General features: G+C 67.4%; 9 protein-coding genes and 3 pseudogenes. 5 read left to right on the top strand and 7 right to left on the bottom strand.

Annotated features, from left to right (window positions below; all coding sequences use genetic code 11):
* Positions 1–206: 206 nt before the first annotated feature.
* Positions 207–848 carry a hypothetical protein gene (locus IE278_RS02855; protein WP_246569781.1) on the top strand — a complete coding sequence of 214 codons (642 nt, stop codon included), beginning with the start codon at positions 207–209 and terminating at the stop codon, positions 846–848.
* 470 nt (positions 849–1,318) lie between these two features.
* On the opposite strand, the pseudogene IE278_RS02850 reads toward IE278_RS02855, so the two are convergent.
* Both IE278_RS02850 and IE278_RS02845 read right to left on the bottom strand, forming a co-directional pair.
* Positions 1,319–2,322, bottom strand: a pseudogene (locus IE278_RS02850) (IS5 family transposase).
* Between the two features lie 72 nt (positions 2,323–2,394).
* Positions 2,395–2,829: a winged helix-turn-helix transcriptional regulator gene (locus tag IE278_RS02845; protein WP_189768317.1), complete on the bottom strand. Its 435-nt coding sequence runs from the start codon at positions 2,827–2,829 to the stop codon at positions 2,395–2,397.
* A 130-nt stretch (positions 2,830–2,959) separates the two neighbouring features.
* On the opposite strand from IE278_RS02845, the gene IE278_RS02840 reads away from it, so the two are divergent.
* Positions 2,960–3,832: an aldo/keto reductase family oxidoreductase gene (locus IE278_RS02840; RefSeq protein WP_189768315.1), complete on the top strand. Its 873-nt coding sequence runs from the start codon at positions 2,960–2,962 to the stop codon at positions 3,830–3,832.
* Between the two features lie 286 nt (positions 3,833–4,118).
* On the opposite strand, the gene IE278_RS02835 is transcribed toward IE278_RS02840, so the two are convergent.
* Positions 4,119–4,436, bottom strand: coding sequence for a hypothetical protein (locus tag IE278_RS02835; RefSeq protein WP_189768313.1), 318 nt, complete (start codon positions 4,434–4,436; stop codon positions 4,119–4,121).
* A gap of 42 nt (positions 4,437–4,478) precedes the next feature.
* Positions 4,479–4,634 (bottom strand): hypothetical protein, encoded by a 156-nt coding sequence (locus IE278_RS02830; RefSeq protein ID WP_189768312.1) that lies wholly within the window; start codon positions 4,632–4,634, stop codon positions 4,479–4,481.
* A 593-nt stretch (positions 4,635–5,227) separates the two neighbouring features.
* On the opposite strand from IE278_RS02830, the gene IE278_RS02825 reads away from it, so the two are divergent.
* Together IE278_RS02825 and IE278_RS02820 are read left to right on the top strand one after the other, a co-directional pair.
* Positions 5,228–6,349, top strand: a complete 1,122-nt coding sequence (locus IE278_RS02825; RefSeq protein WP_189768310.1) for an FAD-dependent oxidoreductase — start codon at positions 5,228–5,230, stop codon at positions 6,347–6,349.
* A 315-nt stretch (positions 6,350–6,664) separates the two neighbouring features.
* Positions 6,665–7,618 (top strand): annotated as a pseudogene (locus IE278_RS02820) (hypothetical protein); the annotation flags it as partial.
* Positions 7,619–7,713: 95 nt separating this feature from the next.
* On the opposite strand, the gene IE278_RS02815 reads toward IE278_RS02820, so the two are convergent.
* Positions 7,714–7,983, bottom strand: a complete 270-nt coding sequence (locus tag IE278_RS02815) for a DUF8825 domain-containing protein (RefSeq protein ID WP_189768309.1) — start codon at positions 7,981–7,983, stop codon at positions 7,714–7,716.
* A 1,481-nt stretch (positions 7,984–9,464) separates the two neighbouring features.
* On the opposite strand from IE278_RS02815, the gene IE278_RS02810 reads away from it, so the two are divergent.
* Entirely contained in the window at positions 9,465–10,709 is a 1,245-nt protein-coding gene (locus IE278_RS02810) for an esterase/lipase family protein (RefSeq protein ID WP_189768308.1), read from the top strand.
* 67 nt (positions 10,710–10,776) lie between these two features.
* Here the strand turns inward: IE278_RS02810 and IE278_RS02805 are convergent.
* Both IE278_RS02805 and IE278_RS02800 read right to left on the bottom strand, forming a co-directional pair.
* Positions 10,777–11,295 (bottom strand): annotated as a pseudogene (locus tag IE278_RS02805) (serine hydrolase); the annotation flags it as partial.
* A gap of 373 nt (positions 11,296–11,668) precedes the next feature.
* Positions 11,669–14,053: an Orn/Lys/Arg family decarboxylase gene (locus IE278_RS02800; RefSeq protein ID WP_189768306.1), complete on the bottom strand. Its 2,385-nt coding sequence runs from the start codon at positions 14,051–14,053 to the stop codon at positions 11,669–11,671.
* Positions 14,054–14,108 lie beyond the last annotated feature (55 nt).

The raw sequence follows: 14,108 nt of genomic DNA, 5'->3' as shown, positions 1-14,108 counted from the left end.
AGGTCATCCCGGGCTACGCCGGAGTCATGCCGGGATGAAGTTCGGCCACCAGGGCGGGACGCTGTCCGGACACAACGGGCCGGGGCAGGAGTCCGGCATGCCGACGAAGAGGACGCCAAGGCCAGTTCCCCTGAACCAGCGACTCGGAGGACTCGACGGCATTGCTCCTCCCTCGCGACAGTTCGCTGCGCAAATCGGTGTGTCCGGTGGAGACAACCGGACTGCGTGCAATTGCCTCTCCGACCGCAGAGTTGAACACGTTCAACAAGTCTGACAAGGTACCTCTCCACGACCCACTCCTATCGGTTGGTCGATGCGGGTTGCAGGGGGAGGTCCTGGTGGCGGCCGGAAGCAGGCTGCGGGTGCGGTGGGCGGCCGTTGGCTGCGTGGTGGTGGTGCTGGCAGTTCTGGCTGCGTGTGCCGGCCCCTATCAGTACTACAACGGGACAGGGGTCCACGACGCCACGGTGGCCGAAGTCGCTGGGGGCTGGGAAAACATCGAGGGGACTCGCGTGGTGCTTCGCGAAGACGCAACGGCTCTTCTCGAAAAGCTCGACGGGCAGGACTTCGACTTCGACGACGGATGGCGCCTCTCCGGTACGGGAACCTGGCAACTGACTGACGAAGACGGCGGACAGGTCGTCCGACTGACGCTGACGACCCGGACCAAGGTGGAGAGCCGTTCCCCCGCAACGGCAACTGATACTTCGAGCCCTGACCCCCCATCGACATATGTGTGGTCCTTCTACGTGGACCGCGATCAGCACGACGAGTTGAAGCTGTTCTTCTTCTACGGCGATCCCGACGCCGGAAACACATACGCGATGACGCGCAAGACGCAGTCATAGCCATTCGTTGATCACTGCGACCAGCACAGTCGCTTCGTAGCGTCCGATGCAGGGCGCGAGGACTCTCTCCAGTACGGGTCCGAACCGCGGCAAGTCCCCGCACTGCCCTACCGCCCGGTGGTTCCCTCTGCAGGTCACCCTGCTTGCGAGCTGCCCCTGGCGCATGCGGGTAAATCGTGATCTTGCTGCTGGGCTAGTCCTGACGTTGATTTCGCCGGATCAGTCGCTGTGTCGGGTGATCGTGATGTCGATGGCGCTGGCGTTCGCCCCAGGCGAGTCCACTGCGAGTCACCACGCCTCCTGGGTGGCCGGGGACGAGGTCTACCAGCAGCCCATCGACTCCGCTGATCCCATTGGCGACGCCGTTACCAGGCCCGATCCCGAGCCAGTTGCGGCCACCGTCAGGCCGCCGCGGCCCCGGCATGATCGCGCTCTACCGCTGGAGTACTAGGGCCTGTGTGAGGTCGTGATCAGCCAGTTGCCTTCAGGAGGTCGTTGATCCAGATCATCGAGGCACGGAGGTGGAGGCCGGCGAGGTAGCTTTCGGGCGTCTTGTCGTATCGAGTCGCGATACCGCGCCATGCCTTCATCTTGTTGATGAGCCGCTCGACGGTGTTTCGCTCCTTGTAAAGATCGGCGTCGTGGCGTGTGGGTCGGCCGCCCCGGCGGCCCTTCTTCTTTCGGTTGGCGGCCTGGTCTTTCTTCTCCGGGATGACTGCCTTGATGCCGCGTTTGCGCAGGTAAGACCGGTTGGCGCGTGACGAGTAGGCCTTGTCCGCGGCGACAGCGTCGGGCCGGGTTCGAGGCCGGCCGAGAGGCAGACGGACCCGCACCTTCTGCAACACGGGGACGAATTGCGGGCTGTCGGCGGCCTGTCCTGCGGTCAGGACGAGCGACAACGGACGGCACTTGCAGTCCGCGGCGAGATGAACCTTGCTCGTCAGCCCACCCCGGGATCTGCCGAGCAGGGCTTGGTGCAAGCGGAGCTTGCGCCGTCGCCTGATGCGCCGTCGCTCTTCCCGTTCGGGGTCGTCCCTGCCGTCCTGTCCGTTCTGTTCTGCCGGGCGGCCCCCTTTTGCCGGGGCCGCTCCTGCTCGGCGGCAGCTTCTTCAAGGGCGTCCATGACGTCCTTGCCGATGTGCATCCCGGCGGCGTCATGATGGGCGCGGGCAGTGGTGGAGTCGACGCTGACCAGGGATAAGTCCGTCTGCCCCCGTCGGGCGGCCTCCGCGATCATGCCTTCCAGAAGAGCGGAGAAGACCCCGGCGTCCCGCCAGACGCGAAAGCGGCCGTAGACCGTCGGCCATGGTCCGAACTCGGAGGGCATCTCGCGCCACTGGGCGCTGGACCGGAACCGCCAGATCACCCCTTCGAACTGCTCCCGCAGCCGTTCGGGGTACGGACCGTACTCGCCTATCGGCAGGTACGGCTCGATGAACTCCCACTGCTCGTCGGTGAGTTGCCTACGTGTCACACCCAGCGTCCTACCAGGTCCTGTCCCCGCAAGGGACCAAAACCCGAGATTGATCACGACCTCACACAGGCCCTAGGAGGCTCGTGCGTCATGGCTCTCGCGATGGGTGAGTACTTGTTCCATATGGGTCTGGGCCCACTGCCTGAGCCCGCGTGTCAGGTGGTGGAGTGAGAGACCGAGGTCCGTCAGTTCGTAGGTGACGGTGACAGGGACCGTGGGTGTCACGGTGCGGATGAGCAGGCCGTCGCGTTCGAGGGCCCGTAGGTTCTGGGTCAGCATCTTCTGACTGACGCCGGCCAGCAGCCGGGCCAGCTCGGAGTAGCGCATCGCCTTCGGAGTCTGCGATGCACCGGACGATTCGGATGTGTCACCGCCCAGTGCACACAGGATCAGGACGACCCACTTGTCCGAGATCCGGTCGAGAAGCTGACGGCTGGGGCACACCGCCAGGAACGCGTTGTACTCCGCCTTGGCCTGCGCCTTTTCGTCGGCCTTCGTCGTCGCCACTGATCTCGCCTCACACCTTCTGGGTCGTTACGCACTTCAGAGTGCCTACTTCCCGGCAGGAAGTTACTCTCCAATAATTATGCAAGTGAGCTGGAGACACCACCCCTCGCATGAAATGAGAGGCACCACGATGAACACGCCCTCCGCACCTCTTCCCGGCGGAACCTGGACGCTGGGTGACTCGCCCGTCACCCGGTTCGGCTACGGCGCGATGCAGCTCGCAGGCCCGTGGGTCATGGGCCCGCCCGCCGACCACGACGGAGCCCTGGCCGTGCTGCGCGAGGCGGTCAGCCTGGGGATCACCCACATCGACACCAGCGACGCCTACGGACCGCGCGTCACGAACGAGCTGATCCGCGAGGCGCTGCACCCGTACCCGGAATCACTGCTCATCGCGACCAAGGTGGGTGCGACCCGCGACGCCCAGGGCGGCTGGCCCACGGCCCGACGCCCCGAAGACTTGCGCAAGCAGGTCCATGAGAACCTCCAAGCCCTCGGACTCGAAACCCTCGACCTGGTCAACATGCGCATGGGCGACGCTCAGGGCCCCCAGCCCGGCTCGATCACCGAAGCATTCGAGACGCTCGCCGGCCTTCAGCAAGAGGGGCTCATCCGTCACCTCGGCGTCAGCAACGTCACTCGGGAGCAGGTCGCTGAGGCGCGCGGCATCGCCCCGATCGTGTGCGTGCAGAACATGTACAACATCGCCCACCGCCACGACGACGACCTCGTAGACCATCTCGCCGCCGATGGCATCGCCTACGTGCCGTTCTTCCCACTGGGAGGCTTCACGCCGCTACAGTCCGAGGCTCTCTCACAGGTCGCGAACCGACTGGGGGCGACGCCCATGTCGATCGCGCTGGCCTGGCTGATGCAGCGCTCGCCGAACATCCTGCTCATCCCCGGCACCTCGTCCACCACTCACCTGCGCGAGAACATCGCCGGAGCCGGGCTTACGCTCTCCGACGAGGATGTGGCCGAACTGAACAGCATCGGTCACTGACCAGCACAGGTCCTCGTGACTCGACACCTCACCCGACGCAAGGCCCGTCCCGCCGAACGGCGAGACGCCGCCCACGGCTACGTAATGCCGGAAGCCGCGTGGCCTCTGCCGGAGGCCGGAGCAGGCTCGTGCACAGTCAGTGCCGTCCGCGTGGCGAAAGGGACAACGGCCTGTCCCCGCAACCGTATTGGGTGAAGACGAGCCCGCTCGTCGTGTTGGGGGCCTCGCCGCCGGAGTCGACGGACTCGATCACCCCGTAGGTACCCTGACCGCCGGTGTCGCAGACCTAGCCCTGGGTCGGGGTCTGCCGGTCCACCCACTCGTAACCGTCGTACTCGCCGCCCGAAGCGCCGGTGTTCGCGCGCCAGAGCTTGTCTCGGTGACAGTGCGTACGCCGTGTGCATGGTCGATCGCCGGTGCCCGGGAAGTGCACCGGTGGAACCAGGCGTTCCCCGTCGGCCGTACGCCGTCTCGGCCGTGAAGCGCTCACCACGCTCTGGGGCAGCCAGAAGCGCGCCCTGGAGCTGTCTACGCCGACCAGCTCCAGGACGCGCTCCCGGATGAACATCAATGCGATGGCCTGCCCCATGGGGGAAGAAGCCACGAACAGTCACCCGTCGCAGCGATCCGGTGAGGCGCCCCGCTTCTAGAAGAAGTGCTTGCGTCCGCCGACCGCGCGGCCGGTCGCGCCCAGGATCCACAGGATGGCGCCGACCACGATGAGGATGCCGCCGATCGTCGTCAGCAGTCCCACGCCGACCAGCAAGCCGATGATGAGCAGAATAAGCCCAAGAATGATCATTTCAAGTTCCTGTCGTCAGGTCCGACTCAGACGCGTGGACGTATGGGCCACAGCGGCCCACATTCCCCTCGACCGATAGGCACCGGCTCCGCATCACACCAGAACTCCGGTGCGATAACACGAGTGCCCGACAACACGACATCCACACACTCTCGAAGATTTGTTAGCCCTCACACGTCACCGACCCGGGCTCCAAGCCCGCGAACCGCAGCCACTGCATGTGATCAATCAGCACATACGCATACGTACGGTCGCACCCGCCCGGCAGATACGCGGGAACCCGTCCGCCGACCGGCGGCTCACCATCCGTCCTTCCCAGACATGTATGTCGCGCTCTTCAGGACCGCACCTAGCTACTACTGCAGGGTGCGGTACCTCGACGCGTGAGCCGCCCCGACTGCCGCGAGGCCGACGGGAGCTATAGTCATCTGGTCGCGAAAAACGATGTCCCACGGGTTCCTCCGCCGGACATCGCTCGTACATCGATCCAGATGGTTCTGATCGTTGAGCGTCTCCTTGCCGAGGCCGGACATCCCGTCCGCTCCTGGCGCTGACCATCGCCGGCGCGTGCCGGTGCGACAGAGGAGCGCAGCATGCAGAAGACCATCGCCATTGTCGGAGCGGGACTGGGCGGGCTGACGCTCGCCCGGGTGCTTCAGGCCCACGGCGTCGCCGCGACGATCTACGAGGGTGAGGCCTCGGCGACAGCCCGTACGCAAGGCGGCCTGCTCGACATCCACGAAGAGACCGGCCAGGTCGCGCTTCGCGCAGCCGGTCTGTACGACGAGTTCCTCGCTCTGGTCCGTCCGGGCGAGGACGCCAAGCGTGTGGTCGACCGGCACGGCATGATTCTGTTCGATATGCCTGCGGACCCCGGTTCGGCCCGCCCTGAGGTGGACCGTGGTGATCTCAGGCGCCTGCTCATCGACTCGCTGGCGCCCGGGACGATCAGGTGGGGGCACAGGCTCGCCTCGGTCCGGCACCGTACGGAGGGCGGCTACGACCTCATCTTCGCGGAAGGTCCCGCCACGCGCGCCGATATCGTCATCGGCGCGGACGGTGCCTGGTCGAAGGTGCGTCCGCTGCTCACCCCCGCCACGCCCCTCTACAGCGGAACCTGCTTCATCGAGATCGCTCTCGCTTCAGGCGGCCAGGCCGATCGGCCGAGCGTGGCGGCGATCGGCAGCGGCACGCTGATGGCGGTCGCGCCGGGCAAAGGCATCATCGCCCATCGCCACGCCGACGGACGCGTGCTCGGATACGCGGCGCTGAACAAACCCGAGGAGTGGATGAGGTCGATCGACTTCGGCGACCCGTCCACGGGCCTCCGTCACGTTGCCGACGAGTTCGACGGCTGGTCGCCACTGCTCACCACCTTCGTGACAGAGAGCGACGCGGAACCGTGGCTTCGACCCATCTATGCCCTTCCCGTCGGGCTCACATGGGACAGGATGCCCGGCGTGACGCTCGTCGGCGACGCCGCGCATCTGATGTCGCCTTTTGCCGGCGAGGGTGCGAACCTCGCCATGTACGACGGCGCGGACCTGGCGGGCCAGCTGCTCGAGCAACTCGACATCGAGGCCGCGCTCACCGCGTACGAAGAGCGGATGTTCCTGCGCAGTAGCGACGCCGCCGGCCGCTCGGCGAAGAACCTGGAGATCTTCTTCGGCCCGGAAGCACCGCAGAGCGTAGTCACTCTGTTCGATCACTCCTGATACCTCGGTCCGGTTTCGCGATCTTGATGCGGACCCGGAGGGGAGCGGCTACGGCCACCGGGCAGCAGCCTCGCCAGAACGGTCGCCGCGTGATACTCGGACGACCGGAGGATCAGCTGGGCGCGCGACGGCTCTCCGTCCCCTCCATCGCGGAGAGGGTGCCGGCCTGGCCTTCGAGCTCGCAGGCGACGTCGCGGCCGACGTCACCGCGGCGCCGGCCGCCGCTCGAACAATCGTCAGCGCGCCGATCCTGCACAGAGGCAGGCCTCCGAGCTCCCGAAGAATGCGGCTGTCGCCGTAGCAGAGTCGGCGTCCCGGGCAGTGAACTGGCTGCTGCCCGGGGTGGCGTCGGTGCTGGAGACGACGATCGCCTACGAGCAGGTGGCCGTCGACCTCACCGCCTGGGTCGCCCGTATGGAACCGGACCCCTACCTGCAGCAGGCCTACCAGTTCGGCGTGCTGGAGGACTTCGACCACCTGTACCGGTACGCGAACCTGTACGAGATGATCGAGCACCGCAAGGCGGACGCGATCGTCGAGGGCCTGACCGAGGTCATGCCGGGCCGGCCGACGAAGTACCACCATCGCGACCCGGCGGACAACGTCCGCGACCCGTACGCCAAGGACGGGACGAACCCGCTGTCGAAACTGCACGCGCTGACGATCATGTCGGCCGAGCAGCAGACCATGAACTTCTACATGAACACCGGCCCCACCTACATGGAGCCGATCGCCCGACAGCTCTATCAGGAGATCGGGCTCATCGAGGAGGAGCACGTCACCCACTACGAGTCCCTCGTCGACCCGGGTGAGACGTGGTGGGAGCAGCTGGTCAACCACGAGTACAACGAGTGCTACCTCTACTACTCCTTCATGGAGCAGGAGAGCGACCCCAAGGTCAAGGCGATCTGGGAGCTGCACCTCAACCAGGAACTGGAACACCTGCACATCGCCTGCGATCTGATGCGCCGTCATGACGGACGTGACCCGCAGTCGGTTCTGGCACCGCAGCTGCCCCCCGTCCTGGCCTTCGAGCCGGACAAGGCCTACCTGCGCGGGCTGCTCGACACGCAGATCGACCTGACGACGCTCGGCGCCGGATACGTCCGGGAAGCGCACGAACGGTTCGAGAAGATGCAGGAGCAGCTCCACGGCGGCGAGGCGCCACCCAGCGAGCGGGTGATCACGCAGCACAACGAGATGTTCGGCCGTGAATACCGCGTCGAGAGCGAAGGCGCCCACCCCGACCCCGCCCTGCGTGAGAAGTGAGGAGACCGGTCATGCCCGAACTACACGGCGCCGGCCGGTGGCCGCTTCCGCGAGCGGCCGGGCCTCCCGCTCGGACAGGTGCGCAGGTCCCAGGTTCACTGCGCGGCCCCTGCCCTTGGGCAAGCGTGCGCGCGCGACTGGGCACTCGAAGGGCGGGCGTGGATGCGCAGCCGCGCCCGCGCGGCCGGAGTACGGCCCGGCCCCGACCAGAACGGATGCCAATACAGACGGGTCGACAGCACCACCAGGCGCCGCCGGAGTTCCGCGTGCCCGGCCGTGGGGCGGGGTGCGGCGAGGGCGGCGTAGGTGCGGTTCCATGCCACCTGCAGCTGGATGAGGTCGTGGGGGAAGGGGGCTTGCTCCATGCCTTCACCATATCGAACTAGTATTCGAACACGCGAGTGGCGGTCCCGGCTGGTCCCGCAGAGCCGGCTGGTCCCGCAGAGCAGGAGGAGAGCATGTTCGACCGCTCCGGAGCCGACTACCCGGACTACCTCACACCGGCCCGACAGCAACTGGACCGCGAGGGCCGCCTGCCGTGCTGCCAAGAGGCCCGCCCAACGTGCACCCTTCTTGGCAGCTAAAGCAGTTCACCAACGGACGGGAGGCATACGTCCGCCCGTCAGAGGCACGAGCAGCATCTCTGAGACAGTCGACATATTCGCCCCCGCACTTCCCGAAGACGTCGTGAAGCTAGCCGACCAGCGAGCAGCATTCCTGGCTTTCTGAAACGCACGGAACAAGAGCAATCAGATCTGAACCAGTCGTCATCCAGTTACTCAACGCCGGCCATCCACGGACGCTGTCCCGCTTTCCATGGTGCGGGGCAGGCAGGGGCAGCTCCGCCAGGGTCGAATGCGTGGTTTTTCGGCTCCATCCGCAGGTCGGGCTGCCCAGTAGTGCTATCTGAAGCAGCGCGTCAGCAGGCGACCGAGGACTACGGTCGGCGTCTCCTTCTGCCGGCGACGACCACGGAAATGCCTCCGCAAACGGCTCCGACGATCCCGGCGACGAGCATCAGTGTGAGATCCATAGTCGGCCTTCACCCTTGAATTGCGGCCTCGCATGCCGACGACGGAGCCGAGGGGGTCGGTGAGGTAGCAGTACGCCCTGCTGTCACGGGTCATGGATTGCGCGTGCCCTCGGCGTCACGAACGAACCTCGTGTAGACACCGGCGGTCATTTCGGCCGCCGGGCCGACGGGGCCGGGGCCGGGGCCGCCGATAGGGGAGGCGAGCTGGCGCCGGCCTCACCCCCGCCGACGGCCTCCAGGCCCTCCTCCGACCCGCACCGCTCGCGTCGCTGAACCCCGCGAGGCGGTGGCACCCGAGCCTGCCGCCGTCGCACGCACCGTGGACTCGTGCGGTCTGCGGCGCCGTAACCCGGGCCTCACACCTCGACCGCAGGACATTCGAGACGCAGCACGAATCGAGCCGCGACAAGAGTCGGCCAATGCACCGAGGGTGCAGCGGCTGTCCCGATGCGCGGTTGGCTCGATTGCTGTCGGTCAGCGCCGCCCCCCTCGTGCCCGGCTTGCGTCGCCCTGGCCACCTCGGGCCAGGTCCTGCGTAATTCCCTCGATCAGCGCCACGCCGCCTCGAAACGGACGCGCAGCCGCGGATCGACCAAATGGCAAGGTAAGTACCAGTTCGCAAAGGCCTATCGAGTGGTCATCCCATTGGATCGGGGGGCGTGTCCGTGTACGAGAGGCGCGCATCAGGGAGTGAAAAGGACCGTTACATCCCCGGAAGGGTGATCTCATGCGGTTCGGCGGAGCATGGGTGCTCGCGTCGGGACGATGGCTGTGTTCGGCATGTTCGCCGCGGCACAAAGGAGACGTCGAAGTATGTCCAAGCCTGTCGTCAGTATTTGGGGTACCCCTCCGGGGACTGAGTCCACAGCCACGCAAGCCGCTCCCTCGGACGCCACGTGGGATCTGCGCAACGGGACCGCCTGGGTCTTCCACAGCTCGTCCGACCAGGAACACGTCAAGCGGCCGGTGATCCTCTCCGACGGCTTCTCCCCCGGAGCGACCAACGTCGACCTGCTGTACGACGGTCTGGAGAACGGCGCCTACCCCTTCATCTCCACACTGCGCGACAGCGGCTTCGACGTCATCCTGCTGGGCTTCGACGACCGCAGTGCGGCCATCCCCGACAACGCCGAAGTCGCGATCGAGTGCATCTTGCGGACCATCGCCGACCGCACCGGCAGCGCCCCGCTGACGGTGGGCGGCTTCAGCATGGGAGGGCTGGTCACCCGCTACGCCCTGGCCAAGCTGGAGCGCCAGCGGATGCAGCACGAGACCTCCACCTACCTCTCCTACGACGCTCCCCACCGCGGCGCGTGGCTGCCCCTTGGGGTCCAGGCCTTCGCCCACTACGTGAAGGACCGCTGGGGAGGAGAAGGAAAGCCGCTCTACAACCTCTACTCCGACCTGATCAACAGCCCCGCCGCCCGCCAGATGCTGCGCTGGCACCTCGCGACCGGAACCGACATCACCCTCGACGTCGCCGCCGGCCAGGACCAGGCACGGACCGACTTCCTGGACGCACTGGAGCGGATGGGGGACTGGCCGCAGATCCCCCGCCTGCTCGGCGTCTCCAACGGAACAGGAACCGGCGCCGGAAACAACATCCCCGCCGACACACCCGCGCTGGAATCCTCCGGGCCGACGGTGGCCGCGCAACTGCGCACCCAGGGCCGGGGAAGCAGGACTGTCGCCCGGATGCGGGAACCGGAGCAGGCCGAGATCACGATCAACACCACAGGCTTCCCTGAGCTCGACGGCGCTCCCGGCGGCCTCTTCCCCGAGCTCCTCGGCGGCGCCTCCAACTTCGGGGTGGCCGCCATGCTGGCCAACCTCCTCAACGGAGGCACGACGCAACCCACTTACAACGCCTCCACCTTCGTCCCCACCGTCAGCGCCGTCGCGACAGGCGGCATCGACGACCACGACACCCTCTACAGCAAGGTCGATGCCGTTTCCAGCGACCTCCACGACTTTCTCTGCGCCACCGCCAACGAAGGCCACACGGTGATGACCCCGGAACTCGGCGAGTGGATCGTGACCAAGCTCAAGGAAGCGTGAGCGCAGGCCGAAGCAGCCTCGGCGAGCGCGCAACTGAATGGGCCCGGGACCGTACTGGTCTCGGGCCCGTCCGGCACAGTTCCTGGTCCACGAGGGTGAGCATGGCCTGCTCGGTGTCCTGACCGCCGTCACTGCTGACGTACACCACGGCGGTCCGGGTACCGTCTCGAGTGGCGCCGCCCCAGGTGATGTAGCCGAGCAGTTCGCCCCGGTGGCCGAAGTAGCTGCCGCCACAGGACAACGGGATCTCGGCGAGACCGAGTCCGTACCGCACGCCCAGCTCGGGCGCGTTCACGGTGGTCGTCATCTCGTCCAGTTGCACCGGAGCCAGCAGACGGCCGCCGAGCAGCGCGGCGTAGAACCGGTTCAGGTCATGCGCGGTGCTGATGACCGATCCGGAGCCGACCGCCATACTCGGATTGAGCACCGTGACGTCGATACCGGTGCCGGTGCCGGTGCCGGTGCCGGTGCCGGTGCCGGTGCCGGTGCCGAACGCACGATGATCCCCGTCCTGTTCGGGTGCCGGCGTGTTCAGCGCCCAGGCAGCGGCCCCCGGGTGTCTTGCACCCCCCGGAACGAGTGGCCGACGACCATCCCACCAGTGATGAAGGGATCGGCCCATCCGGCTCTCCCCCCGACGTGCGGCCTGCTGTCCTCAGGGGCGGTGCTGGGGGTTACCCCCAGGCGACACAGACGGACCGCCGAGCGTGTCGGCTGGGGTGCCCGCCAGGCGGAGTGCACGCCCCTCGGTCATCGCCCCGTCCTCGTTCGTCAGCCTTCCAGGAGGCAACTTCCATACGCCACTCCCCCGGCATCCCCTATGAGGAATGCAAAACCGGCTCGACGATCCCGCGCTCCGGCCCCGCCCCTGAGGGCAAGTCCGTCCAGAGCACCAGACGTCACGTCACCCGAGACAGCCGATGCCCGTCGCTATGGCATGCCCCTCGTGCAGCAGGTTGTCAGCGTCGGTCGGGCTCCGCCGTCCGTGACTGCCCCCGTCGTTGCGCCGGCGTCGTGGCGCCGAGGGGGCCGTCCTGCTCGTCCGGGCGCAGGCACTCGATCAGATAGTCGCCGGTGTCGGGGGCACGGGTCACCCCGTGCGTCTCGCTGCCGAAGCCGGGGAAGTGACGGTCGAAGGACTCCAGGGCGCCGAGGTAGCGGAGCAGGGGGCCGTCTTCGGCTCCGATGCTTTCGCCCGGCATGAGGACCGGGATACCGGGCGGCGTCACCGTGACCATCGCCGCGGCGACCCGGCCTGGCGCGTCCGCCAGGGGGATGCGGTCCGTGCCGCCGCGGATCAGACGCTCGTAGCACAGCTGGGGCGGCGTGACAGGCTCCGGGAGTTGTTGGAAGGCCGTGTCGAGCAGTTCGACCAGGCGGGCGTCGCGCAGGTGGGCGTGCATCTCCTGGCAGAGGTCGCGCAGGCTCCGCCCCGCGTAGCGCCGCGGGTGCTCGGCGACCAGGGCCGGCAGCACCCGCTCCAGCGGGGTGTCACCGTCGTAGAGGTCCTTGAAGTCCATCAGGGCGTCCAGCAGCGTGCCCCACTTGCCCTTGGTGATGCCCATGGAGAACAGCACCAGCGTGGTGTAGCTGTCGGTCTTCTCCACGACGATGCCGCGCGTACTCAGATAGGCGGTGAGGATCCGTGCCGGGATGCCCCAGTCGGACATCACACCGGTCGCGTCGACTCCCGGGCAGGTCAAGGTGACCTTGATCGGATCGAGCATGCAGTAGCCGTCGGTCAAGCCGGGGAAGCCGTGCCAGTCCGCGTCGGGTGCGAGGTGCCAGCAGGACGCCTCGGTCCGCAGCAACTCGGCCGGAGCCTCGTCGAACGGAAGCCGCGTCCCGTTCGCGGGGTCGGTCACCTCGTCCGGCTGCCACACCCCGAAGAACCAGGGCGGCCGGTCCCCGGCGGCCTCGATCCGCCGCCCGATCCGCACCATCTCCTGGCGGAAGCGGACCGCCTCCGTGACCGCCTCGTCGATCAGCCACTGCCCTTGCGGACCGTCCATCATCGCCGTGGCCACGTCCAGCGAGGCGATCATCGGGTACGAGGGCGATGTCGTGCCGTGCATCATCAGGGCCTCGTTGAACCGGTCGTGCTCCACCGGCGCCCGCGGGGCGGGCCGGACGTGCACCATGGCTGACTGTGACAGCGCCGCCAGCAGCTTGTGCGTGGACTGAGTGGCGAAGACCGTCGGCCGGTCGGGGCCGGGGAACGTCTCCTCGTCCACGGACATGCCGTAGCGCCCCGCGTAGAGGGGATGGAAGCGGGCGTACGCGAACCACGCCTCGTCGAAGTGCAGCCGGGGAGTGCTGGCCGCGAAGGCCCGGGCCGCGGCCGACGCGTCGTAACACAGGCCGTCATACGTGGAGTTGGTGAATACCGCGTACTGGGCCCGCGGCGACACCGCGCCCACGGAGAGAGGGTTCCTCGCGATTCTCGCCGCAACCGAGTCCGCCGCGATCTCGGCGGGCGGCAGCGGCCCGGCTAGCCCGTAGCCGTTGCGGGTCGGGACCAGGTACACCGGTCGGGCACCGGAGACGACCAGGCCGTGCAGGACCGACTTGTGACAGTTGCGGTCCACCAGGGCGATCTCGTCACGCGTCACACTGAAGTGCCCCACCAGACGGTTGCAGGTGGAGTCGCCGTGCAGGACGAAGTACGTACGGTCGGAACCGAAGACCCGCGCGGCGTTGCGTTCCGCCTCACCGATGGGACCGGTGTGCTCGAACAGGGAGCCGAGTTCCCCCACCGAGATCGACAGGTCGCTGCGCAGCAGCCGCTCCCCGAAGTAGTCGTGGAAGGCCCGGCCCACGGGCGACTTGAGGAAGGCGACGCCGCCGGAGTGCGCCGGGGTGTGCCATGAGTACTCGTGCGCGTCGTCGAAGCGCCGCAGCGCTTTGAAGAACGGCGGGAGCAGGGCGTCCTGGTAGGCACGCGCGGCGGTGGTGATCCGCCCCGCGATGAACGCCGGCGTGTCCTCCAGCGGCCACAGGTAACCCACCACTGACTGCGACACCCACAGCGGCAGTTCGCCCAGCCCTTCGTCGGCCATGACCAGGAACACCGGCAGATTCTGGAACCGGCGTCCGATCCTCTGCAGAACGGTCGCGCCGGCCGGCCCTTCCTCGGCCCCGGGCGGAAGATCCCAGGCCACCACCGCGGCGGCCAGACCGGCCTCCGTCCTGAGCACCGCCTCGGCGTCCGAGACGCTCGCCACCCACCGGACCTGAAGGCCGCTCGCCCGGATCCCCTCGGCGATACGCGTCAACTGCCCAGCGGTGGCGCACCTGTCGTTTGGATGTTCCGCCACCGCCACCAGAACCGTGCCCTCAGCCATGCCGCCCCCCTGCCCGATGACCTCGCGCCACCTGCCACCAGTGTTCGCGGCCTGC

The organism is Streptomyces tauricus (assembly GCF_014650955.1).
Classification (GTDB): Bacteria; Actinomycetota; Actinomycetes; order Streptomycetales; family Streptomycetaceae; genus Streptomyces; species Streptomyces tauricus.
The sequence above is the reverse complement of the archived record's forward strand: the minus strand, read 5'-3'. Positions and strand labels throughout refer to the sequence as shown.